This window comes from Sideroxydans lithotrophicus ES-1, from assembly GCF_000025705.1.
Taxonomy (GTDB): Bacteria; Pseudomonadota; Gammaproteobacteria; order Burkholderiales; family Gallionellaceae; genus Sideroxyarcus; species Sideroxyarcus lithotrophicus.
Genome location: NC_013959.1, coordinates 2,530,844 through 2,553,944, shown reverse-complemented (window position 1 = coordinate 2,553,944; position 23,101 = coordinate 2,530,844). Strand labels below are relative to the sequence as shown.

Here is a 23,101-nt window from a genome sequence, read left to right as displayed (position 1 = left end):
CGATCCGTTCTAATGTGCGAACTCGAATTCCGCGAGCAGGATGTGATGGTCTGATGCCTTGGTCGGCTTGACGGTATAGCGCACCGATTGAAGATGCGGACTGTGGAAGATATGGTCGAGCACGAAAGGACGGTAACGCCAGGTCACTTCGGTGGTCTGCACGGGCTGGTAACCGGCATCGGCGAACTGGTGGACCAGCGAATCGCGGTTGCTGACGTTGAAATCGCCCCCGATCAAGGTAGGGCCGGTGGACTTGCGCAATTGCTCGACGACGAGCTGGCGTTGCTGCAGATGCTGTTCGCTCGACGAATTGAGCATGAAATACGCCAGCAGGTGCGTGTTGAAGAGCTGAACCTCTTGTCCGTCGAGCGTCGTCTTCGCACCGATGAGCAGCCGGTCGGTCGGTGTCCTTTTTTTGCCGTCGAATTCGAACTCGACCGGAGATGAAGGCAGTTCCATGCGAAAAGTATCGCGTAAAGGAGTTCTGGAAAAGATGGCCAGGCCGATACCGAAAGGCAGCTCGCGCGGATCGGCTTTCGGGTACGAAAAGTAGCTGTCATAGCCCCTGAATGCGGCTTTCAGGCGAGTGTAATTGGGAGGAGGCTGGAGCTGAACCCCGCCGGGCTGTGCATGCTCCACTTCCTGCAGGATGATGATGTCGGCGTCATGGCTCTGGATCTCGGCGATGGTCAGGTCAAGATCGATCGGAGCGTGATCGCCTTCGGCCTCATCCCATATCTGGCCGAACTGCATATTGAACTGCATGACTCTGAATCTGCTCATAAGCGAGACGTGGTCGGGTTGCACAGGGCCGTATGATGCCATTTCAATCGTTCCATGCAAACCATTGTGTATTAATACCTTGCTGAACCATGACGAAAATCCGATAGGCGTAATGCATGGAATTTTCCGGTCAGCATGGATGTAGCTTTCTGTTACAGCTTTGGACATCTGGGCTGTAGCAGAATATGCAGCGAGAAACCGACGAACGGTAAGCCGGCAGGGATGGCGATTCGTGCTGCAATATTTGATCGATCCAACGGCAAGCTATGCATCCCTTGCCATGTTTTCCTTCAATAGTTTTTCAAACTCTTCCGCCGGTATCGGCGGGCTGGTCAGGTAACCCTGGTACAGGTCGCACCCTCTCGCCTGCAGGAACTCCAGTTGTTCCCGGGTCTCCACACCTTCCGCCAGTACCTTGAAACCCAGGATGTGGCCCATCGCGATGATGGTGGCGGCGATCTCCATATCGTCCTGATGGAAGGGGATGTCGTCGACGAAGCTCTTGTCGATCTTCAGGATGTCGAGCGGGAAGCGCTTGAGGTAGGAGAGCGAGGAATAGCCCGTGCCGAAATCGTCGATGGCCAGGCGGATGTCCTGCGCACGCAGCAGGTGCAGCATCTTGATGACATCTTCTCCCTGCTGCATCAAAGCGCTTTCGGTCAGTTCCAGTTCGAGCCGGTCGGCAGGGAAGCCGGTCTCGGCCAGCACTTTCGAGATCAGCCCGGCGATGTTGCCGCGCAGGAACTGGTGCGGGGAAAGATTCACCGCCAGCGTCAGGAAGGGCAGGCCGGCATCGATCCAGCGCATGCCCTGCAGGCATGTCTCTTTCAGTACCCATTCGCCGATGGCCCCGATCAGGCCAGTCTCTTCTGCCAAGGGGATGAATTGACCGGGCTGGACCAAGCCGCGCTCCGGGTCTTGCCAGCGCACCAACGCTTCTGCGCCGATGATGTGGCCGGTGGCGATATCCACCTGCGGCTGGTAATACACCCGCAACTGGTTCGCCGTGATGGCGTGGCGCAACCGGTTCTCAAGTTCGAGATGCTCGTTGGAGGCACGCGAAAGGTCCTCAGTGTAGAAGTGGTAAGTGTTGCGACCAAGCGTCTTGGCTTGATGCATGGCGGCATCGGCATGCTGGATCAGTTGCTCGGCGCTATCGCCATCGTTCGGAAAAATGCTGATGCCAATACTGGCGCCGATGAAGATCTCCCGTTCGCCGTGAAGGACGAAGGGTTGCGCCAATGTTTCGAGCAGCGACCTTGCCACGATGGCGCTATCCTCCGGTTCGTTGATGTGCTCCAGCACCAGCAGGAACTCATCGCCGCCCAGTCGCGCCAGCAGATCCTCGCTGCGCATATGCATGGTCAGGCGCTCGGTCAGGGTGACCAGCAACTCGTCGCCGACCTGGTAACCCAGGCTGTCATTGATGTTCTTGAAGCGGTCCAGGTCGAGATACAGCACGCCGACCTGGTTGTGATGGCGTTTTGCCTGCGCCAGTGCGTGGGTAAGATGCGATCGCAGCAGCAGGCGGTTGGGCAGGTCGGTGAGCGGATCGTAATGCGCCAGATGCTCGCGCTCTGCCTCGGTCTGCCTGAGCTGGCTCAGGTCGGAGGAGATGCCCACGTAATGTGTGGCCTTGCCTTGATCGTTCCTGACAGCACTTACGGCAAGCCAGGTGGGGTAGATCTCGCCGTTCTTGCGCCTGTTCCATAGCTCGCCTTGCCACGAGCCGGCTTCTTTGATGTTGGCCCACATTTTCCGGTAAAAATCCCTGCTTTGGCGACCGGAGTTGAGGATGCGCGGGTTCTGCCCCAGCAGTTCGGATTCGGTATAGCCGGAGATATCCGCATAGGCCTGATTCGCAGCCAGAATATGTCCGTCGAGATCGGTGATGATGATCCCGTTGTGGCTGCTCTCGAATACTGCCGCACCCTGGCGAAGTGCATCCTCTGTCTGTTTGCGCTCGGTGATGTCGCGGAAGAATCCCATGAGATAGACCTTGTCGCCGATGCGAAGTGGAGACGCTTTGATATCCGCGTAGAACACCGAGCCGTCTTTTCGTTTGACCACCGCATTCGAACTGAGCGTGCTTTCGCCGCGCACCATCATCGCGAATTGGGCGATGTAATATTCTTTGTCCTGTTCTGGATGGATATCCTCCGTTCCCAGCTGCAGGAGCTCCTCGTTGCTGTAACCCAGCATGCGCGCTATCGCGGAATTCCCCATGATGAATTTCCGTGTCCCGCTGTCGGCAAGCAGGATCCCATCGATGGCATTGTTGAAGATGCTGCGGAAGCGATCTTCACTATCGCGCAATGCCGTCTCGGCCTGTTTGCGCTCGGTGATATCCTCGCTCACTACAACGAACTCGCCCGGTGCCGGGCTGTAGATCGAGAACGAGAACCATTTGCCCAGTGCGGACAGATAATGTTCCCAGTGGCATGCTTCGCCGGTTTGGGCCACCTTGCCGAACACCTGCAGCGAATCCTGGTTGGCTTCGCAATAGCCGGGAATGACCTCGCTTACTTTCCTGCCTACGACATCCTTTAATCCGGTCGTTTTCCCGAAGGCGGGATTGACGGCGATGAACTCGTAATCCACCGGAGCGCCGTCGCGGAAGATCATGCGGTAGTGCGCGACACCATTCAACATATTGTCGAACAGGGAGCGGTAGGTCGCCTCTTTTGCGCGCAAGGCCAGTTCCGTTTGCTTGCGCTGGGTGATGTCGTCGACCAGCGCCACGATCAGGTCCGGTTTTCCGTCTGCCCTGCGCGTGCATTTGACATCGAGATTGACGGTGATGGGTGAGCCGTCCTTGCGTATGAAACGTTTTTCAATGTTGAAACCGTCCGTCTCGCCGGCCACCATGCGCTCGAACTCTTTCAGGTTGCCCGCGACATCGTCGGGGTGGGTAAGGTCTATCCATGCGGTTTTCAGCAGATCGTCGCGGCTATAGCCCAGCATGTCGCACAAGCGGTCATTCGCATACACCCAGCGCTTGGTGGCCGGCGAGGTGATCGCCATGCCGATGAAGGGCAGGTCGTAGAACAGCTTGAGCTGCTTGTCCTGTTCGGATGAGCGGTTTGCCAGTTCCATCCGGTGTAAGCGTTGCTGCTGCCGCCATATCAACATCACCGCGCTTGTCACTACGAACACGATGAGGATCGCAACCAGGCCGAGCCAGAAGATCATCTCATTGGGCAGGGCCATCACCTCATCCCGGTCCACCTTGGCGACCAGGTGCCAGTCGGTGCCCGGTATCGGCCGGGTCGCCGCCAGCACCCTGATGCCGCGGTAGTCGACTCCTTCCAGGGTTTGCGGCGTTTTGCTTTTGATGGAAGCGGCAGCCGGCATGCCGGAATGATCGATGGGAAAGCGCAACGTCAATGCCGTGTTCTTCTGGTGGCGCAGTTCGTTCAGGAACAGGATCTGGTCGCCCTCCTGCCGTACCAGCACGGTCTCGGCGCTGGAGCTGGATGTCGGCCAGGACTGGATCAGGGGAAAGAACAATTTGTTGACCGGCGCGCGCAGCACGATCGCACCCACCAACCGCTGCGGGTTCGGCAGATACAAGGGAACGACGAAATCGAGGCGTATCGCACCGTTGCTGTCGCGATACAAGTCGCTATGCTGCGGTCTGCTGCTGAGCAGCGCCGATTTCAGCAGGTCAAGCCAGACTTTCTCGGCGATCGGGTCCGACACAAAATCGGCCGCCAGGCCCGGCTTGCCATGTGTGTCCAGCAGCACGGGATCGTATCCCTGCATGTCGGCAAGCGTATCCATCCTTCCGAGTACGTAGTGTTTTGCATTCTTGTCCCCATGCTTGAACCATTGCTCCACATTCTCGCTGAAACCTTCGCGTTGCGAGAATTCCTCGGCGTCGTCGCGCCATTCCTTCAGCCAGATCTCGATCTGGTTCGTTTTCAGTTCGGCGATGGAGGCCAGGTCTGCGAATGCGACCTGCTGGATGCGCGGACCGTAGAGCCTGGCGATGCCGAAACCGAATAGCGGTACGATCAATACCAGGCACAGGAAGATCGCGAACAGGGTGTGGACATTGTGTGCGTCGTTTGCCGCAGTTTCAGGAAGGGATGTGCGAACGGTCTGGATGATCCAGCTCTGCATCAGCAGGTAAAGCAGCCACGTCGTCACGAAGACGAAAATGAGGCCTTTATAGGTGCTGATCTGGACGATCAGCTCAGGGTCGCGTACGGCAAGCACAAGCAGTTTGTCGGAGGCGAATATCCACAGCGCAGCGAATGCTGCATACAGCAGGGCGATCCTGGCTGGGGTCAGGCGTTTATTCATGGAACAAAGCTCTGTTAGGTAGGTGACACTGTATTCCGCAGGGGGGGCGGAAGCAATATCTATATAACCTGCCTTGCGGAGGTGTCGCTGCCGATGACGGTTCAATATTGGCTGGCGAGCGCGATCACCCAGTAGCGCGCGAACTTGCCGATGGCCATGAACAGCGCCGCCTGCCACCAGTTCAGGCGCAGCCAGCCGGCGGCGAGGCAGAGCGCATCGCCGACCAGCGGTACCCAGGCCAGTACCAACGCGGGCGCACCGTGTTGACGGACTTTGTCCACGTGCTTGAGCTGCTGGGTCTGCGGCAGCATCCAGCCCATGCCGAAGGTGACCATGCCGCCGAGCGTGTTGCCGACTGTACCAAGCAGCAGCGCCGGCCAGAACAGATCCGGATGCAGTTTCAGCACGCCGAACAACACGGCTTCGGAACCGCCCGGCAACAGTGTCGCTGCAAGGAAGCTGCTGATGAACAGGCCCCACAGGCTGAGGTCGCTGGTGACGATGGAATTCAGAGTGTCCAAATGGCTAGTCCAGGGTGCAGTGGCAAGTCTTCGATCCGATGCGCAGTACGACGGCGATGAATATGAAGGGGCATCGATTATATTCGCGCATGCATTCAGTCAGTACATGCGGTGGCGGAACAGCCAGCCGGCGATGCTGAACGCCGCTACGCCGATCAGCGCCATCGGCCAGAACTGCGGGATCAGCAGGTGGAACGGTGTGTCCTCGAGGAATACGCCGCGCAGCACCAGCAGGAAATAGCGCATGGGATCCAGCAGCGTGATGTCCTGCACCAGTATCGGCATGTTGCGGATCGGCGTGGCAAAGCCGGACAGGATGATGGCCGGCACCATGAAGATGAACGCGCCCAGCAACCCCTGCTGCTGGGTGGCCGCGAACGACGAGATCATCAGCCCCACGCCGACACCCGACAGCAGGAACAGCGCGATCCCGGTATACAGCGTCAGCAGGCTGCCGAGCAGCGGCACCTTGAACCAGAACACTGCCGCCAGCATGATCACGCTGGCCTCCGCCATGCCGATCAGGAATCCGGGCAGCGTCTTGCCGATCAATATTTCCACCGGCCGCAACGGTGTGACCAGCAACTGGTCGAAGGTACCCTGCTCGCGTTCACGTGCGACGGACAACGCGGTGACCAGCATGGTGAGCAACAAGGTCAGGATGCCGACGATGCCGGGCAGGAAGAACCAGCGACTTTCCAGGTTGGGATTGAACCAGGCGCGTGTCACGATATGTGCGGGCGGCTGGCTGCCGCCATGGCTTGCCGCCCAGTCTGTGTTGAAGTGATCGACGATCACGCTGGCATCGTTGATCGCCAGCATGGCGGTGTTGGAATTGCGCCCGTCGACGATCACCTGCAGCTGTGCCGGCCGCCCGGCTGCCAGTTCGGCGCTGAAGTTGGGCCCGGCATGGATCACCATCAGCACCTGCTTGCCGTCGACGAGCGGCGCGATCTCGCTCTCGTGCGTGATCTGTGCCACCGGGGTGAAACCGGGCGAACCGTCGAAGGCGGCCAGCAGCGCGCGCGCGGCCGCCCCGCGGTCCTCGTTGTACACGGCGTACGGCACGTTCTTCAGGTCGAAGGTGGCCGCGTAGCCGAACACCATCAGCTGGATCAGCGGCGGGCCGATGAGCACGAGGCGGGCGCGCTTGTCTTTCAGCAGTGCCAGGAATTCCTTCAACACCAGTGCGAGTATGCGTCCAACCATGCCGTCACTCCAGTCTCTTGCGCGCATTGCGCCAGGTCAGGCCGAGGAAGATCGTCGCAAGCAGCACCAGCGCCAGCGCGTTCGGCAGGATCACGCTCCACACGTTGCCCGCGAGGAACACCGTCTGCAGGATGGCGACGTAATAGCGCGCGGCGACGATATGGGTGATGACCTGGACCATGGTTGGCATGCTGCCGATGTCGAAGATGAAACCGGAGAGCAGGAAGGCGGGCAGGAAGGTGGCGATCAGCGCGATCAGGCCGGCGACGAACTGGCTGCGCGCCACGGTGGAGATCAGCAGGCCCATGCTCAACGCGGCGATGAGGAACAGCGCAGACGCCGAGAACAGCACCCACAGCGAGCCGCGCAGCGGCACTTCGAACAGGAACAGCGACATGCCGACCGCCAGCACCAGGCCGCCCATGCCGAGGATGAAGTAAGGCAGCAACTTGCCGATGATCACCTCGCGCATCGACAGTGGCGTGACCAGCAGCGCTTCCATGGTGCCGCGTTCCCATTCGCGCGACATCACCATCGCGGTCAGCAAGGAGCCGATCAGCGTCATGATCACCGCGACCAGTCCCGGCACCAGGAAGTTGCGGCTGCGCAGCTCGCTGTTGAACCACACGCGCTGTTGCATCTGCACCGGCACCTGCAGTTCCTGCCCGCGTTTTTGTGCTGCGTGCGCCAGCCAGCTGCCCCACGCGCCCTGCACGTAGCCGGAGATGATGCGCCCCGTGTTTGCGTCCACGCCGTTGACGATGAGCTGTATCGCTGCGCCGTCGCTTCGCCGCGATGTTCTGGAAAAATCGTGGCGCAGCACCACGATGGCGTTGACGCGCCCGGCCATCATGGCCTGTTCCGCCTCGAGCGTACTGGCATAGTAGAAGGGCACGAAGTACTTCGAGTGGTCGAATTCGGCGGTGAAGTCGGCGGTATCGGAATTCGGCTGTTCCACCACCAGCGCCAGCGGGATGTGCTCGGAATCCAGCGATACGCCGTAGCCGAACAGCAGCAGCAGGAAGATCGGCATCAGGAAGGCGATCGCGATACTGCTGGGGTCGCGCACGATCTGCAGGAATTCCTTGCGGATGAGCCCGCGCAGCCGCATGCGTGAAGAGCCGGGGCGGGTATCGATATTCATCCCAGATATTCCATTAAAAAAACCACGTCATTGATGGAACTACTAGCCATTCGACTAAGCCCGCAAGCGGGCAAGTCGCTGGTTATCCGGCGCAGGCCGGAATCCAGATGATTTAGAAATCCCCGCGCAAGTGGGACTACATCGCGGTTATGTCCGCTTCGCGGCGGTTTTCCCATTACTGGATACCGGCCTTCGCCGGTATGACTGCCTAAGAAAGTTGGGTTCATGCCGCCTCCCGCTTTTCATGCGCCATGATCAGCCCGACGAAGGCGTCTTCCATGGTCGGCTCGGGCTGTGCGGCATTGCGTGCCTGCGCCTTGATGCTGCCGGGCGTGCCCATGGTCAGTATCTCGCCTGCCGCCATGATCGCCAGCCGGTCGCAGTATTCCGCCTCTTCCATGAAGTGCGTGGTGACCATGATGGTCACGCCTTGTCCGGCCAGAGCGTTGATGCGCGACCAGAATTCGCGCCGCGCCAGCGGATCGACGCCGGAGGTGGGTTCGTCGAGGAACAGGATCTCCGGTTCGTGCATCAGTGCGCAGGCGAGGGCCAGGCGCTGCTTGTAACCGAGCGACAGGTCGCCGCTGGTGACATCGGCCATGGCGGACAGTTCGAATTCCTGCAGCGCCCAGTCGATGCGCTGCTTTCTGCGCGTGCCGGTCAGATCGTAGGCGCTGCTGAAGAACTGCAGGTTCTCGGCCACGCTGAGGTTGCCGTAGAGCGAGAACTTCTGCGACATGTAACCGATGCGTGCGCGTGCCGCCGCCGCGGCATGACGCAGGTCGGCACCGGCGACGCGCAGGGTGCCGCTGCTCGGCGGCAACAGTCCGCACAGCATGCGGAAAGTGGTGGATTTGCCCGCACCGTTCGCCCCCAGCAGTCCGAACACCTCGCCGCGCTGCACGGTGAAGCTGATGTTGTTCACTGCGTAGAAACTGCCGAAGGTGCGCTGCAGGTTGCTGACTTCGATCACTGGTTTAGCGAACCGATCTTGTTCCCTCTCCCCCGCGGGGGGAGGGGATGTATCGGTGAGTGTCACATGTGCGGGCAGAACCTTATTGTCATGTACCGGCGAACCTTCATCGCCGCGAACCTTCCTCTTGATCAGTGCGACGAAGCTGTCCTCGAAACGCGGCGCCACCGCTGCTGACTCGATGCCGACCGCAGCGGGGCATAGCGCGGCGAAGTCGACAGGCGTGTCGCTTTCCATCACTACGCGCACATGGTCGCCCTGGATCAGCGCGTCCATTACGCCCGGCGCCTGTGCGATGCGGTTCTGCAGCACACGCTTGTCCATGCCAGCCACCGTGACACGGTAGGTGTGGCCGCGCATGGTTTCGCGCAGCACAGCGGGCGCGCCCTGGTCGAGCAGCCGTCCTTCGTGCAGCAGCACCACGTCGTCGCAGCGTTCCGCTTCGTCGAGGTAGGCCGTGGTGAGCAGCACGCTGGTGCCCTGTTCGCGCACCAGGCGATAGACGATGTCCCACAGCTCGCGGCGCGACAGCGGGTCCACGCCGACCGTGGGTTCGTCGAGCAGCAAGAGCTGCGGTTGGCGCACCAGCGCGCAGGCGAGGCCGAGTTTCTGTTTCATGCCACCGGAAAGCTGTCCGGCCAGCCGCCTGGCGAAAGGCGCAAGCCCGGCCATGTGCATGAGCTCGCGGTAACGTTCCGCACGCGCCGTTTCCGGCACGCCTTGCAGGTCGGCGTAGAGGTCGAGATTCTCCTGCACGGTCAGGTCTTCGTAGAGACCGAAGCGTTGCGGCATGTAACCGATGGAGCCTTGCACCGCGAGCGACTGCGTGGCTGCATCCATGCCGAGCACGCTGATGGCGCCGCTATCCGGTACCAGCAATCCGGCGGCGAGACGCATCAGTGTGGTCTTGCCGGCCGCGTCGGGGCCGACGAGCCCGGTGACCACACCGTGGCGCACGCTGAAGCTGACGTCCTGCAGCGCCTGTATCCTGCGTTTGCCGATGAGAAAGGATTTGGAGAGTTGCTTCACCACCAGCGCGACCCGGCTGTCCGGGCTCGCGGGAGTGGGTGGCGCCGTGTCGTGATTTGCCGCGTTCACGCCAACCTCACGGATTCCGGCAGTGCTCGTTGTTCGTGGCGGCGGGTTGGCCCAGCGCGATGGTCACCGTGGCCGGCATGCCCAGGCGCAATTCGCCCTGCGGGTTGCACACGAAGATGCGCACTTGGTAGACCAGGCTGCTGCGCACCTCGGTGGTCTCCACCGATTTCGGTGTGAATTCCGCAGTCGGCGAGATGTAGCCCAGCCAGCCGTTGTAGCGCTTGTTCGGGTAACTGTCGGTTGCCACTGCGGCGTGCATGCCCGGCCGTATCCTGCCGAGGTCGCTCTCCTTCACATAGGCGCGGACCCAGAGCGGGTCGGTCATCGCGAGCGTGTAGACCGGACGTTGCGGCGATGCCATGTCACCGGGTTCGAGGATGCGTTCCTGGATGATGCCATTGTCCGGTGCGTACAGCGAGGCATCGGCCAGCGCCCTGCGCGCCAGCTCCAACCCGGCCTGAGCGGCGTGGGCTCCCGCATGCGCCGCATCGGATGCGGTACGCGCATCGTCCGCCTGCTGCTGCGCAACGAAATGTTGGTCGACCAGCATTCTGGTCCGCCGGTAGGTGCTGGCCGCATTGACTGCGGCGAGGCGTGCGGCCTCGCTATCGGCCTCGGCCTTGCGGACTTTCTGCTGTAGCGTCGCCGTATCCAGCATTGCCAGCAATTGACCCTTGTTGACGCGGTCGCCTTCCTTCACCAGCATCTTGGCGATGCGCTCGGAACCGTTGAAGGCGAGCTGCACCTGCCTGATATCCACATTGCCATACAGCGTCAGCGTCTCACTGTTGGCGGCATGCCGGTTGCCGAAATACCATGCGGCCGCGCCGGATGCGCCGAGCCCTATCGTGACGGCAAGGAGAAGGAGGATTTTCTTTTTCATGGTCTTGGTCCCTGAGCCCGCGCGGAGTCCGAAACAATAAAACTGGAAACATGAGAATACGGCATCTGCAGCGGAGTGTTCATATTGGCGACCGCGTGGAATGGATGGAAGGCAACAAACGCATCAGGATGTCCACGCCGTGTTTGACTTCGGTAGCGGACTCCTTGTTCAGCTTGGCCTGGTGCATGACGGCGAGGCCGACGATCGTGGCATGGAACAAAAGGGCCGCCTCCCTGTCGGATGCGAGGCCTGCCTGCTGCAGCAGGCCCTGGATGGCTGTGCGAACGTGGCGGATCAGTTTGCGCAGCAGCTTGCGGATGTCGGGATCGCTGTCTGCTGCAACGATCAGGCCGATGAAGACGCGCGGCGGGAAACCGTCGATCATGATCCTGGAGATCGCATCGGCCAGCGTAGTGCCTTGCGGCTTGGCCTGCAGCTGGGCGGCGACATCGTCCATCAGGGTGGAAAGCGTGAAATCAGCAATGGCAAGCAACAGATTCGCGCGTGTGGGAAAATAGTAAGTTAGATGGCTTTGTTTGATGTTGGCCGCTTGAGCGATCTGCGGCTGTGTCAGGGCAGTCACGCCCTTTTCACGTAACAGCATCGAGCCCGCAATCAGGATGTCGTCTTTGATGCTCATTTGGCCAGCCGGAGGTTGTGTGTTTTGGTAAGGCTACCAAATTCGACTATCATTGACAAAACAATTTAACCGATCGTCATGCTGGAGGTAGATATTATGGTTTCACCGGTTTCGTTGAGAGATATTCCCAAGGGGAACATCTTTCGTAAGAACGACGTCTTTGTGCTCTTTGGCGAATTGTTTGGCCGCGGTTATGCCAACGGCCTGATCAACGAGGCACGCAAGGCGGGCATGACCATCATCGGTGTCACCGTAGGCCGCCGCGACGAGAACAATCAATTGCGTCCGCTGAACGCGGAGGAACTGGCCCAGGCCGAAGCCAATCTGGGCGGCCGCATCATCAATGTGCCGCTGATGGCGGGGTTCGATCTGGATGCGCCGGCGGGCGAGCCGACTCCCACCGACCTGTTGGCCGACATGACGCTGAAGAGCTGGCAGGACGACAAGCTCGACTGGAAACAGATCGAGCGCTGCCGCGAGGTCGGGGTGAAACGCTTCAAGGATTCAGTGGCAAAGGTGATGGCGGAACTCGACCGCATGATCCCGGACGGCAGCAATGCATTCTTCGCCCATACCATGGCCGGCGGCATCCCCAAGGTGAAAGTGTTCCTGGCCATCGCCAACCGGATCTATAAGGGGCGCGGCGAACGCTTCATGTCGTCGAGCGCCTTGCTCGACAGCGACCTGGGCAAGCTGATCCTGATGAATTTCGACGAGGTGACCGCGAACACCTTCCAGCACCTGATCGAAGGCAGTGCTGCGATCCGCGCGCGTCTGGAAAAGACCGGCGGGCAGGTGCGCTACACCGCCTATGGTTACCACGGCACCGAGATTATCATCGACGGCGGCAAATACGAGTGGCAGACCTATACCAGCTATACCCAGGGCAAGGCGAAGATGCGCCTCGAGCGCATCGCCGAAGAGGCATGGAAGCAGGGCATCAAGGCCACCGTCTACAACTGCCCCGAGATTCGCACCAATTCTTCCGACATCTTCGTCGGCGTGGAGCTTTCATTGTTCCCCTTGCTCAAGGCATTGAAAAAGGAGCAGGGCGGAGCCTGGGCTGAGTCGCAGTGGCAGGCCTGCCGCGATGTGCTGCAGGAAGGGCAGACGCTGGAAAGCCTGTTGCAGAAGATCGACGCCTACAATGCCAGCGATGTGATGAAACGCTTCCGCGATTTTGCGGCATGGCCGATGGCGAATTCAGCCGAGCTGGCCGAGGTGATGATAGGCACGTCGGAAGAGATCACCAAGATGCACAAGAGCCGCGATGCGCTGGTGACCGACATTTTGAGCTCCCTGGTGCTGGAAGGTACCGGCCCCCTGATGTTCCATGAGTCGTCGAACCCGGCCGGGCCGGTATTGTGGCTCAACCACGACATCATCGCGAAGCAGCTCAACCTGATGCACAACTGAGTGTGCGTGCCTGAGAGCCCGCAGATTCGGGCATCTTCAGGCTGCGGGTCTTATTGTCCGCGCAATGCGGAGAATATCTTTCTGGCCAGGTCGCCGGTCGCTTGCAGGGGGTGGGCGCGTATCTCCTTCTCCTGTTCCGCCATCATGTAGAACAGTCCGTCCAGTGCCTTGCGCGTGATGTAGTCTTCGAGGTTGGCATCGCGCTCATCGACCAGTCCCAGTTTCACACCTCTGCCGGCGAAACGGTCATACGCCTGCGCCAGGCCGACCTTCTGCATCGACCTGGTCACGATGGGCTTGAACTTGCTGCCTAATGCCGTTTCGGTCTTGCCGCGGAAATATTGCGTGGCAGCATCGTCCTTGCCCAGCAGGATTTCCTTGGCATCGTTCACCGTCATGCTCTTCACCGCGCTGACCAGCAGTGCCTTCGCTTCCGGCACGGCAGCCTCGGCGGCGCGGTTCATGGAGGTCGTCAATTCGTCCGAGTACCTACCCAGACCGATCCTGCGCATGGTGCGGTCGGCCTTTTGCAGGTTGTCCGGCAGCGGGATGCGCACCTTGTCGTTGCCCAGATAGCCGTTCTCTTTTGCGAGATCGCGGACGGCGGTCTCCACACCTTGTGTGAGCGCCTGTTTCAGGCTGGCGGCCTGTTCCTGTGCGGTGAACTGGGCCAGCCCGGAAGGTTTGGCTGCGGGTGCATTCGAGCTCGGGGCGGGTTGTTCCAGTTCATTGAGCCTGGACTTGAGATCGTTCAGGTCGAAGGCGCTGGCCGACATGCTGATCGCCAGCATGCCGATGACCGAAGCGAACTGCCTCATTTCTTGCGCGGGGCCATGATGTCGGTGATGGTGCCTTCCGCCATCTCGGCGGCGAAGCACAGGGTCTCCGACAAGGTCGGGTGCGGATGGATGGTGAGGCCGATGTCTTCCATGTCTGCCCCCATCTCCAGCGCCAGCACGGCTTCGGCGATCAGTTCGCCCGCGTTCACGCCGACGATGCCCATGCCGAGGATGCGGCGCGATTGCGGATCCAGCAGCACCTTGGTGGCACCTTCGGGGCGTCCCACCGAACCGGCACGTCCCGAAGCGACCCACGGGAAGGACGCCTTCTCGAAGGGGGTGCCCTTGGCCTGCGCCTGCGTCTCGGTCAAGCCCATCCATGCCACTTCGGGATCGGTGTAAGCGACCGAAGGGATGGTCAATGGTTCGAAGAAGGCTTTGTGTCCGGCGATGTTCTCGGCCGCGACCTTGCCTTCATGCACTGCCTTGTGCGCCAGCATCGGATCGCCGACGATGTCGCCGATGGCGAAGATGTGCGGCACATTGGTGCGCATCTGCTTGTCCACCGGGATGAAGCCGCGCTCGTTGACGATGAGGCCCGCAGCTTCTGCTGCGATCTCGCGACCGTTCGGACGGCGGCCGACGGCCATCAGCACCTTGTCGTATACCTGTGGTTCGGCGGGCGCCTGTTCGCCTTCGAAGGTCACCTTCAGGCCGGCCTTGGTCGCCTCGATCTTGGTGACCTTGGTCTTCAGCATGATGGCTTCGTAACGCTTGGCGATGCGCGTGTGCAGCGGCTTGACCATGTCCTTGTCCGCGCCGGGCATGAGCTGGTCCATCAGTTCGACCACGGAGATCTTGCTGCCCAATGCGTCGTACACCGTCGCCATCTCCAGGCCGATGATGCCGCCGCCGATGACCAGCATGCGCTTGGGCACATCCTTCAGCGCCAGCGCGCCGGTGGAGTCGATGATGCGTTCGTCTTCATAGGGGAAACCGGGGATGCGCGCCACGCTGCTGCCGGCGGCGACGATGGCGTTGTCGAAGGTGACGATCTTCTCGCCGTCGGCGGTCTGCACCACGAGCGAGTTGGGCGAGGTGAACTTCGCCACACCCTGCACCACCTGCACCTTGCGTTGCTTCGCCAGTTGGGCGAGGCCGCCGGTGGATTTGGAGATGACGCTTTCCTTCCAGCCGCGGATGCCGTCGATGTCGATCTTCGGCTTGCCGAAGGTCACGCCATGATGCGAAACCTCTTCCGCTTCGGTGATGACCTTGGCCACATGCAGCAGCGCCTTGGACGGGATGCAGCCGACATTGAGGCAAACGCCGCCGAGCGAGGCATGCTTCTCGATCAGTACCACCTGCTTGCCGAGATCGGCCGCGCGGAACGCGGCGGTGTAGCCGCCGGGGCCGGCGCCGAGTACCACGACTTCGGCGTGGATGTCGCCTTTGACGGTGGATTTGGGATTTTGGATTTGGGATTTGGTTGGGGCTGCGGCGGCAACTTGCGGCGCAGAAGCCGCCGGTTTTGCCAAATCCGAATTCCCAGTTCCTAAATCCTGACTCTCAAGAAGCAGGATGATCGAGCCTTCGCTGACCTTGTCGCCGACCTTGATCTTGAGCTGCTTCACCACGCCGGCGACGGGTGAGGGAACGTCTATCGTCGCCTTGTCCGTTTCCAGCGAGATGAGCGCCTGTTCTTTCTCGACGTGATCGCCGGCCTTCACGGCGATCTCGATGACGGCGACATCCTTGAAGTTACCGATGTCGGGGACTTTGATTTCAATGGTCTGGCTCATGATGTTTCCTTTTCAACTCTTTATTATCGTGTTCTTGTCAGATACGGATCTGCCCGCTGCCGAGCACGATGTATTTTTGCGAGGTCAATCCTTCCAGTCCGACCGGGCCGCGGGCGTGGATCTTGTCGGTGGAGATGCCGATCTCCGCGCCCAGACCATACTCGAAGCCGTCGGCGAAACGTGTCGAGGCGTTCACCATCACGCTCGATGAATCCACTTCGCGCAGGAAGCGCATGGCCTTGCTGTAGTTCTCGGTGACGATGCTGTCGGTATGTTGCGAACCGTAGGTGGCGATGTGCGCAAGTGCCTCATCCAGATCGGCGACCACGCGGATGCTGAGAATGGCCGCGAGATACTCGGTGTGCCAGTCTTCCTCGGTGGCGACCTTCATCTGGGGGACCAGCTTGCGCGACGCTTCGTCGCCGCGCAGTTCCACGCCCTTGTCCAGATAGATCCGGCACAGTTCCGGCAATACTTTCGCTGCCACGTTCGCATTCACCAGCAGGGTCTCCATCGCGTTGCACACGCCGTAGCGGTGGGTCTTGGCGTTGTCGGCGATGCGTATGGCTTTGTGCAGGTCGGCCTCGTCGTCGATGTAGACGTGGCATACGCCGTGCAGGTGCTTGATGACGGGGATGCGCGCTTCGCTCGAGACGCGCTCGATCAGTTCCTTACCGCCGCGCGGAACAATCACGTCCACATAGTCTTTCATGGTGATCAGTTCGCCGACGGCGGCACGGTCAGTGGTGTTCACGACCTGCACTGCCGTCTCGGGCAGGCCGGCTTCGCGCAAGCCCTGATGCACGCAGGCGGCGATGGCCTGGTTGGAATGGATGGCCTCCGAGCCGCCGCGCAGGATGGCCGCATTGCCTGATTTCAGGCACAGGCCGGCGGCGTCCGCGGTCACGTTCGGGCGCGATTCGTAGATGATGCCGATGACGCCGAGCGGCACGCGCATCTTGCCGACCTGGATGCCGGAGGGGCGATAATGCATGCCGTCGATCTCGCCGATGGGATCAGCCAGCTGCGCGATCTGCTGCAGTCCCTCGACCATGCCTTTTATGGTCTTTTCGGTGAGCGTGAGCCTGTCCACCGAAGCTGCATCCAGTCCGTTGGCCTTGGCTGCGGCGACATCCTTGGCATTCTCCGCGATCAGCCTTGCGCTGCCGAGCTGGATGGCCGTGGCGATGTTCTCCAGCGCGTGGTTCTTGGCGTTGGTGCTGGCCTGGGCCATCAGGCGCGATGCGGCGCGGGCCTGCTGCCCGACTTTCTTCATGTATTGCTTGACGTCTTCCATATGGGTTCCAACTGTTGCGTGTAGCGAGTATTTTAGCATTCCGCTTGCATCCGCCCGAGTGTTTCATAAAGTTCGTGCGTCCTCGCTGGTCCTTTGTCCGCCATACGAATTTTGCCCAGTCGGGTGTATGGATCACTACGCCACTTCTTCGCAAAACCTGCCTGTCGAACAAACCCCAGCGCGATCATCACGCGAATTTATGAAACATTCGGGCTAGAATGCGCACTCAATTCAAGAGAGCAGAGCATGTCCGACATCCTTAACAAGATTCTCGCCGTCAAGAACCAGGAAGTCGCCGCCGCATTGTCGGCCAAGCCATTGCCGGTGATCCGTGCCGAAGCCGAGCAAGCCGCCCCTGCGCGGGACTTTGCCGGCGCCATCCGCAACAAGATCGCAGCCGGGCTTCCCGCCGTGATCGCCGAGATCAAGAAAGCCAGCCCCAGCAAAGGGGTCATTCGTGCGGATTTCCACCCGGCCGAGATCGCGGCCAGTTATGCGCGGCATGGGGCGGCCTGCCTGTCGGTACTGACCGACGAGCAGTTCTTCCAGGGCAGTGCGGCGTACCTGCAGCAGGCGCGCGCCGCCTGCGACCTGCCGGTGCTGCGCAAGGATTTCATGGTGCACGAATATCAGGTCTACCAGGCGCGGGCGATGGGGGCGGATGCGATCCTGCTGATCGCCTCCGCCTTGACCCTCAACCAGATGAAGACGCTGGAGAAACTGGCGCACAAACTGGGCATGGCTGTGCTGGTGGAAGTGCACGATGGCAAGGAACTGGAGATCGCATTGCAGCTGGCCACGCCGCTGATCGGGATCAACAACCGCAACCTGCGCACCTTCGAGGTCAGCCTGCAGACCACGCTCGACCTGTTGTCGCATATCTCTGCATCCGAAGAGGGGCAGGATCGCATCGTGGTCACGGAAAGCGGTATCTTCACTGCAGCGGATGTGAAATTGATGCGCGACCAGCAGGTGCATGCCTTCCTGGTCGGCGAGGCATTCATGCGCGCGGACGAGCCGGGGGCGGAGCTGGCCAAAGTCTTTGGCATGCAACCGTAAACATCTTCTGCCACAGAGAGCACAGAGAATCAGGTGGGTGACCCGAAACTTTGCGTACTTTGGAAGGGATGCTGCAAGGCTTGCTGGTGGCTTTCTCTGTGAGCACTATGTACTCAATGGCAAGGCTTTTCGGATTCTCTTGGAGAAGTAAATCTTGAGCGTGATCCATCCCTCGGAACTATCCTTCATCAGCAAGCATGCGCCGTTCGATCGCATGGAGCTGGAACATGTGCTGTGGATGCTGGAACGCATGCAGCTTGGCTATTATGCCGAGGGCGAGGTGATCGTTTCGCCGCAGCAGGGGGTGGTGGACCGTTTTCTGGTCATCAAGCAGGGCATGGTGCACGGCGAGCAGAATGTCGCCCATGCTGCCGAGGCGGACACCTGGATGGAGCTGGCTGAAGGAGAATGCTTCCCGCTGGGCGCGCTGTTGGCCAATCGTTCCGTTGCCAGCGTTTACCGTGCCGGCAGCGATACCTTTTGCTACGAGCTTCCTGCGGCTGATTTCCGCGAACTGATCGGCATGAGTGGAGCCTTTCGCGATTTTTGCACACGGCGCATCGCCAACCTGCTGGAGCATTCAAAACAGGTCATCCAGGCGCAGTACAGTCATTCGAGTGTCGAACGGCAATCGCTGGCCAGCCCGCTGTCAACGATCATCCGGCGCGAGCCGGTGACATGTTCGCCCGATACGTCAATACGGCAAGCGCTGGAGGCGATGCGCGAACATCGTATCGGTTCCATGATCGCTGTCGATGCGGATGGACGGCCGCTCGGCATCATGACGCTGCATGACGTGCGCGATCGCATCGCCATTCCGCAAATCGACCTCGACCAGCCGGTCAGCGGCGTGATGAGCTCGCAACTTTCCGTGTTGCCGCCGCAGGCGCTGGCGCATGAGGCGGCACTGGTAATGGCCAGGCAGGGCTTTCGTCATGTGCTGGTGGTCGAAAACGAGAGACTGGTCGGACTGGTGTCGGAAAAAGATCTGTTTGCCCTGCAGCGGGTGGGGTTGCGGCAGATCGGCTCGGCCATACGACATGCCGAAACCATCGAGGTGTTGCAACAGGGGGCGGCAGACATCCGCAAGATGGCGCACAACATGATGGCGCAGGGCGTTGCAGCCGAGCAATTGACCCAGTTCATCTCCACCTTCAATGACCTGCTCAGTGCGCGCATCGTCGAGCTGGAATTCAAGGCCGCCGGATTGTTCGGTACCCCGCTGCACGAAGGGATGTGCTGGATGGCGCTGGGTTCGGAAGGCCGTTTCGAACAGACATTGAACACCGACCAGGATAACGCGATCCTGTTCAAGGTGCCGGAGGGCATGGATGCCGATCAGATGCGCGGGAAATTGTTGCCGGTGGCCAAGCGCATCAACGAAAAATTGGCACTGTGCGGCTTCCCGTTATGCAGTGGCGAGATCATGGCGAGCAATCCCAAGTGGTGCATGTCGCTGGAAGAATGGAAACAGACCTTCTCTGCCTGGATCAGAAGCGGTTCACCAGAGGCTTTGCTGCACGCGAGCATCTTTTTCGATTTTCGTGCACTGTATGGAGCGCAGCATCTGGCAGAAGACCTGCGCTCGTGGCTGGCGCGGGTCGCCAGCGACAATAGCCGCTTCCTGTACATGATGGCGGAGAATGCCTTGCGCAACCGCCCGCCGCTGGGAGTGATACGGGATTTCGTCCTGAACGACACGAACCGTCTCGACCTCAAACTCAACGGCATCACCCCGTTCGTGGATGCGGCGCGCATCTTCAGCCTGGCTACGGGGGTGACACATACGAACACCATCCAGCGCTTGCGCCTGAGCGCAGCCAAAATGAACCTGCCTGAGGCCGAGATAGAGGCGTGGATCGATGCGCTGCTGTTCATCCAGGTCTTGCGCCTGCGCCATCACGATGAGTCGATTGCCAACGGGATGAAGGATGATGCGCTGGATAATCTGATCGATCCTGCATCGTTGAATGAACTGGACAGGCGCATTCTCAAGGAAGCTTTCCGCCAGGCGCGCAAAGCACAGGCCAAGTTGAGACTGGATTACCAGCTTTGAAAAAGTTGCTGCAACGCTGGTTTTCTGCCGGGCCACGCCTGAGGCCACATCAGAAGGCACGCCTGGATGCGTGGCGGGCGATACCGGCGAACTTGGGGCCGGTGACTTTTGAGCATTCTCGTGTCGTGGTGGTAGACGTGGAAACGACCGGCCTTAACCTGATCACCGATACGCTGATCTCCATCGGCGCGGTGGCGGTGGTGAACGGACGTATCGCCTTGGGGGACAGCTTTTCCGTAGTGTTGAAGCAGCAGGAGAGCAGCGACAAGGAAAATATACTGGTGCATGGCATCTCCAGTACCGCTCAGCGCGACGGAGTCGATCCGGTAGAGGCATTGCTGACCTTTCTTGAATATCTGGGCAAATCCCGGCTGATCGCTTTCCATGTCGCTTTCGATGAAACCATGATTCGGCGGGCCATGCGCCAATACCTGGGGCTCTCGTTCAAACATGAGTGGCTGGATCTGGCTTATGTGATGCCCGCCCTGAATCGTTCGCTGATGGAAAATCATCGGGTACTGGATGACTGGATCGGGCGCTTCAATATCCATATCGAGGCCAGGCATAACGCGTTGGCCGATGCGTTGGCTACTGCCCAACTGTTTCAAATCGCCATCTCGCAAGCACGCAATAAAAACATCAATGATTTCGAGGGTTTGTATGACCTTGAGAAGTCACACCGCTGGCTGCGCGATGTAAGCTGACCGTAAGCTTCCTGACGTAATCTCATGGCTTAGTAGTACGAGTGGGGCGGGAAATTAGACCTGACTCGATTGTTTTGTGGCGGCGGGAATGTCCTTCGCGGACGACAGGAACATGCGGGATATGCCGTTTCAATTCATCACACAGTGGATTCAGTTTTGGAAGTGCAGCTTTTGTTTTAATGTGAAAAGGTCCGGGAATAATGATGAGTGATCACGCGTTGTCGGGCATTTTTTATTTTGGTAAATAACTATAGGGAGGGAATCATGTCAGCATTGATTGCAAGCAAGATACAGAGCAATCCGAAATACCTTCAATTGGTCAGGCAGCGCGATACGCTCGCCTGGACGCTGTCAGCGCTTGTTTGTGTTATGTATTTTGGCTTCACCCTGATGATCGCATTTGCACCTGACGTGCTCACGCAACCCATTGCAGCCGACAGCGTGATTCCGATGGGCATGCTGATGGGGGTCGGCGTGATCTTCTTTTCTTGTGTGCTGACAGGCGTTTACGTGTACAAGGCGAACACGGTTTTCGACCCTATTGTCAACGAGATCGTGCGCGAGGCCTCCAAATGAAAATATTCAAATCGACCTTCTCAGCGTTTCTGGCACTTGCAGCTCTTTTTTTCACCAATCTGACGTTCGCCGCTGATGCCGCGATGTCTGCAGTCACGCCAGCATCAGCTGTTGCAGCGGCGGCCGCACCGGCAGAGGTGCCCGTCAACTGGCACGCCGTCGTGATGTTCCTGATCTTTGTTGCAGTCACCCTGGTCATCACCTACTGGGCAGCGACCCGGACCAAGACGGCGACCGACTTCTATGCTGCCGGGCGCGGTATCACCGGATTGCAGAACGGCATGGCGATCGCCGGCGACTACATGTCGGCGGCTTCGTTCCTCGGCATCGCGGCACTGGTATACATGAACGGCTTCTATGGCCTGATCTTTTCGGTGGGTTGGCTCGTGGGTTGGCCGATCATTCTGTTCCTGATCGCAGAACGCTTGCGTAACCTCGGCAAATATACCTATGGCGACGTTGTTTCTTTCCGTCTCAGCCAAGGCCCGGTTCGCACCATGGCGGCGATCGGCTCGCTGATCGTGGTCATCTGGTACCTGATCGGGCAGGCGGTGGGTGCAGGACAGTTGCTGCATACGCTGGTGCCGCAGATCTCCTACCGTGAATCGATCGTTGTGGTCGGTGCACTGATCATCATCTACGTCACTTTCGGCGGCATGAAGGCCACAACCTGGGTGCAGATCATCAAAGCCGGTTTGTTGCTGGGCGGTGCCACCCTGATGGCGATCGGCGTGATGTCGCACGAAGGCTTCAGCTTTGCGAAACTGTTCAATGATGCGGTTGCTGCTCACCCGAAACATCTGGATATCATGAAGTCCGTGGTGCCGTTGGGGGCGAAAGCCAACCCGATCGAGTCCATTTCCCTGGGCTTGACGTTGATGCTGGGTACGGCTGGTCTGCCGCACATCCTGATGCGTTTCTTCACGGTCACCGACTCCAAGGCGGCACGCAAATCGGTGCTCTATGGAACCTGCTTCATCGGCTTCTTCTACGTGCTGACCTTCATCATCGGTTTTGGCGCCATCGTGCTCGTAGCCAACAACCCGGAGTATGTGGAAAATGTCACCAAGAGCGTGCTTGCACTGAAGGGTGGCGGCAGCATGCCAGCGGTCTACCTGTCGCATGCCCTGGGTGGCGACTTGTTCCTGGGCTTCATTGCGGCGGTCGCTTTTGCCACGATCCTTGCGGTGGTGTCGGGTCTGACCCTGGCGGGTGCATCGGCTCTGTCGCATGACATCTATGCGCGAGTGATCATGAAGGGCAACGCGACCGAGAAGCAGGAAGTGTGGGTATCGAAACTGAGTGTGATCGGCTTGGGCATCCTCGCGATCATTCTCGGCATCGCATTCGAGAAACAGAACGTTGCCTACATCGTGGCACTGACCTTCTCGATCGCTGCCTGTACCAACTTCCCCATCCTGGCACTGTCCATCTTCTGGCGCGGGTTGACGACACGCGGCGCAGTTGTCGGCGGCTATACCGGCATATTCGGCTCCATCGGCCTGCTGATCATCGGCCCGACGGTATGGACCAAGGTGCTTGGCATGGGCCCGGCCATCTTCCCGTATGACTTCCCGACCTTCGTTGTGTTGCCGGCTGTTCTGATCGTCGCCTATATCGTGTCGAAGACAGACAGCAGCGAAAGCGGAGCGAAAGAACGGGCTGCGTATGACGCACAGATGGTTCGTGCCGAAACTGGTCTGGGTGCCGAAGTGGGTGCTTCACACTAAGTTGCAGTAGCGCAAAACCAAACTGGCCGCCGGGGAAACCCGGCGGCCTTTTTGTTTGCATCTCCAGGATGTGTGCAAAATGAACAGTAGCGAAAATCGCTGTTGCTTTGTGGCTTGCATACA

General features: G+C 59.8%; 17 protein-coding genes. 6 read left to right on the top strand and 11 right to left on the bottom strand.

Annotation, left to right across the window (positions count from 1 at the left end; genetic code table 11):
* Positions 1 to 9: 9 nt before the first annotated feature.
* The 8 genes from SLIT_RS12580 to SLIT_RS12545 form a co-directional block, all read right to left on the bottom strand.
* Positions 10 to 783: an endonuclease/exonuclease/phosphatase family protein gene (locus SLIT_RS12580; protein ID WP_041421342.1), complete on the bottom strand. Its 774-nt coding sequence runs from the start codon at positions 781 to 783 to the stop codon at positions 10 to 12.
* 264 nt (positions 784 to 1,047) lie between these two features.
* Positions 1,048 to 5,091 carry a PAS domain S-box protein gene (locus SLIT_RS15380; protein ID WP_013030640.1) on the bottom strand — a complete coding sequence of 1,348 codons (4,044 nt, stop codon included), beginning with the start codon at positions 5,089 to 5,091 and terminating at the stop codon, positions 1,048 to 1,050.
* Positions 5,092 to 5,192: 101 nt separating this feature from the next.
* Positions 5,193 to 5,612 carry a YqaA family protein gene (locus SLIT_RS12570; protein ID WP_013030639.1) on the bottom strand — a complete coding sequence of 140 codons (420 nt, stop codon included), beginning with the start codon at positions 5,610 to 5,612 and terminating at the stop codon, positions 5,193 to 5,195.
* Between the two features lie 99 nt (positions 5,613 to 5,711).
* A complete protein-coding gene (locus SLIT_RS12565; RefSeq protein WP_013030638.1) occupies positions 5,712 to 6,821 on the bottom strand; it encodes an ABC transporter permease in 1,110 nt (369 codons plus the stop codon).
* Positions 6,822 to 6,825: 4 nt separating this feature from the next.
* Positions 6,826 to 7,965, bottom strand: a complete 1,140-nt coding sequence (locus SLIT_RS12560) for an ABC transporter permease (protein ID WP_013030637.1) — start codon at positions 7,963 to 7,965, stop codon at positions 6,826 to 6,828.
* Between the two features lie 223 nt (positions 7,966 to 8,188).
* Positions 8,189 to 10,036: an ATP-binding cassette domain-containing protein gene (locus tag SLIT_RS12555; protein ID WP_013030635.1), complete on the bottom strand. Its 1,848-nt coding sequence runs from the start codon at positions 10,034 to 10,036 to the stop codon at positions 8,189 to 8,191.
* Between the two features lie 7 nt (positions 10,037 to 10,043).
* On the bottom strand, positions 10,044 to 10,919 hold the full coding sequence (locus SLIT_RS12550; RefSeq protein WP_013030634.1) for an efflux RND transporter periplasmic adaptor subunit: 876 nt from the start codon (positions 10,917 to 10,919) through the stop codon (positions 10,044 to 10,046).
* A gap of 79 nt (positions 10,920 to 10,998) precedes the next feature.
* Positions 10,999 to 11,559: a TetR/AcrR family transcriptional regulator gene (locus SLIT_RS12545; protein WP_013030633.1), complete on the bottom strand. Its 561-nt coding sequence runs from the start codon at positions 11,557 to 11,559 to the stop codon at positions 10,999 to 11,001.
* A gap of 96 nt (positions 11,560 to 11,655) precedes the next feature.
* Here SLIT_RS12545 and SLIT_RS12540 point away from each other — a divergent pair, with 96 nt between their 5' ends.
* The gene (locus tag SLIT_RS12540; RefSeq protein ID WP_013030632.1) at positions 11,656 to 12,975 is read left to right on the top strand and encodes an enoyl ACP reductase FabMG family protein; all 1,320 of its coding nucleotides are present in this window, start codon (positions 11,656 to 11,658) and stop codon (positions 12,973 to 12,975) included.
* A 50-nt stretch (positions 12,976 to 13,025) separates the two neighbouring features.
* Here the strand turns inward: SLIT_RS12540 and SLIT_RS12535 are convergent, their stop codons facing one another.
* The 3 genes from SLIT_RS12535 to SLIT_RS12525 are packed head-to-tail and all read right to left on the bottom strand — an operon-like array spanning position 13,026 to position 16,853.
* Positions 13,026 to 13,793: a DUF4197 domain-containing protein gene (locus SLIT_RS12535; protein ID WP_013030631.1), complete on the bottom strand. Its 768-nt coding sequence runs from the start codon at positions 13,791 to 13,793 to the stop codon at positions 13,026 to 13,028.
* Entirely contained in the window at positions 13,790 to 15,556 is a 1,767-nt protein-coding gene (gene lpdA, locus SLIT_RS12530) for a dihydrolipoyl dehydrogenase (RefSeq protein ID WP_013030630.1), read from the bottom strand. Before lpdA ends, SLIT_RS12535 begins: the two co-directional genes overlap by 4 nt.
* Before the next feature lie 37 nt (positions 15,557 to 15,593).
* Complete coding sequence (locus SLIT_RS12525; RefSeq protein WP_013030629.1) at positions 15,594 to 16,853, bottom strand: glutamate-5-semialdehyde dehydrogenase; 1,260 nt, start codon at positions 16,851 to 16,853, stop codon at positions 15,594 to 15,596.
* Between the two features lie 246 nt (positions 16,854 to 17,099).
* On the opposite strand from SLIT_RS12525, the gene trpC reads away from it, so the two are divergent.
* The 5 genes from trpC (at position 17,100) to actP (ending at position 22,978) form a co-directional block, all read left to right on the top strand.
* Complete coding sequence (trpC, locus tag SLIT_RS12520; RefSeq protein ID WP_013030628.1) at positions 17,100 to 17,912, top strand: indole-3-glycerol phosphate synthase TrpC; 813 nt, start codon at positions 17,100 to 17,102, stop codon at positions 17,910 to 17,912.
* Between the two features lie 160 nt (positions 17,913 to 18,072).
* Positions 18,073 to 19,968 (top strand): DUF294 nucleotidyltransferase-like domain-containing protein, encoded by a 1,896-nt coding sequence (locus SLIT_RS12515; protein ID WP_223293864.1) that lies wholly within the window; start codon positions 18,073 to 18,075, stop codon positions 19,966 to 19,968.
* Entirely contained in the window at positions 19,965 to 20,672 is a 708-nt protein-coding gene (locus SLIT_RS12510) for a 3'-5' exonuclease (RefSeq protein ID WP_013030626.1), read from the top strand. The genes SLIT_RS12515 and SLIT_RS12510 overlap by 4 nt, the downstream gene beginning before the upstream one ends.
* A 264-nt stretch (positions 20,673 to 20,936) precedes the next feature.
* A complete protein-coding gene (locus SLIT_RS12505) occupies positions 20,937 to 21,248 on the top strand; it encodes a DUF485 domain-containing protein (protein WP_013030625.1) in 312 nt (103 codons plus the stop codon).
* The gene (actP, locus tag SLIT_RS12500) at positions 21,245 to 22,978 is read left to right on the top strand and encodes a cation/acetate symporter ActP (protein WP_013030624.1); all 1,734 of its coding nucleotides are present in this window, start codon (positions 21,245 to 21,247) and stop codon (positions 22,976 to 22,978) included. The genes SLIT_RS12505 and actP overlap by 4 nt, the downstream gene beginning before the upstream one ends.
* Positions 22,979 to 23,101 lie beyond the last annotated feature (123 nt).

What these genes read in the sequence shown, in the direction of transcription:
- SLIT_RS12580 (WP_041421342.1), bottom strand. Translation starts at nt 783, where the DNA reads ATGAGCAGATTCAGAGTCATGCAGTTCAATATGCAGTTCGGCCAGATA.
- SLIT_RS15380 (WP_013030640.1), bottom strand. Translation starts at nt 5,091, where the DNA reads ATGAATAAACGCCTGACCCCAGCCAGGATCGCCCTGCTGTATGCAGCA.
- SLIT_RS12565 (WP_013030638.1), bottom strand. Translation starts at nt 6,821, where the DNA reads ATGGTTGGACGCATACTCGCACTGGTGTTGAAGGAATTCCTGGCACTG.
- SLIT_RS12560 (WP_013030637.1), bottom strand. Translation starts at nt 7,965, where the DNA reads ATGAATATCGATACCCGCCCCGGCTCTTCACGCATGCGGCTGCGCGGG.
- SLIT_RS12550 (WP_013030634.1), bottom strand. Translation starts at nt 10,919, where the DNA reads ATGAAAAAGAAAATCCTCCTTCTCCTTGCCGTCACGATAGGGCTCGGC.
- SLIT_RS12545 (WP_013030633.1), bottom strand. Translation starts at nt 11,559, where the DNA reads ATGAGCATCAAAGACGACATCCTGATTGCGGGCTCGATGCTGTTACGT.
- SLIT_RS12540 (WP_013030632.1), top strand. Translation starts at nt 11,656, where the DNA reads ATGGTTTCACCGGTTTCGTTGAGAGATATTCCCAAGGGGAACATCTTT.
- SLIT_RS12535 (WP_013030631.1), bottom strand. Translation starts at nt 13,793, where the DNA reads ATGAGGCAGTTCGCTTCGGTCATCGGCATGCTGGCGATCAGCATGTCG.
- lpdA (WP_013030630.1), bottom strand. Translation starts at nt 15,556, where the DNA reads ATGAGCCAGACCATTGAAATCAAAGTCCCCGACATCGGTAACTTCAAG.
- SLIT_RS12525 (WP_013030629.1), bottom strand. Translation starts at nt 16,853, where the DNA reads ATGGAAGACGTCAAGCAATACATGAAGAAAGTCGGGCAGCAGGCCCGC.
- trpC (WP_013030628.1), top strand. Translation starts at nt 17,100, where the DNA reads ATGTCCGACATCCTTAACAAGATTCTCGCCGTCAAGAACCAGGAAGTC.
- SLIT_RS12505 (WP_013030625.1), top strand. Translation starts at nt 20,937, where the DNA reads ATGTCAGCATTGATTGCAAGCAAGATACAGAGCAATCCGAAATACCTT.
- actP (WP_013030624.1), top strand. Translation starts at nt 21,245, where the DNA reads ATGAAAATATTCAAATCGACCTTCTCAGCGTTTCTGGCACTTGCAGCT.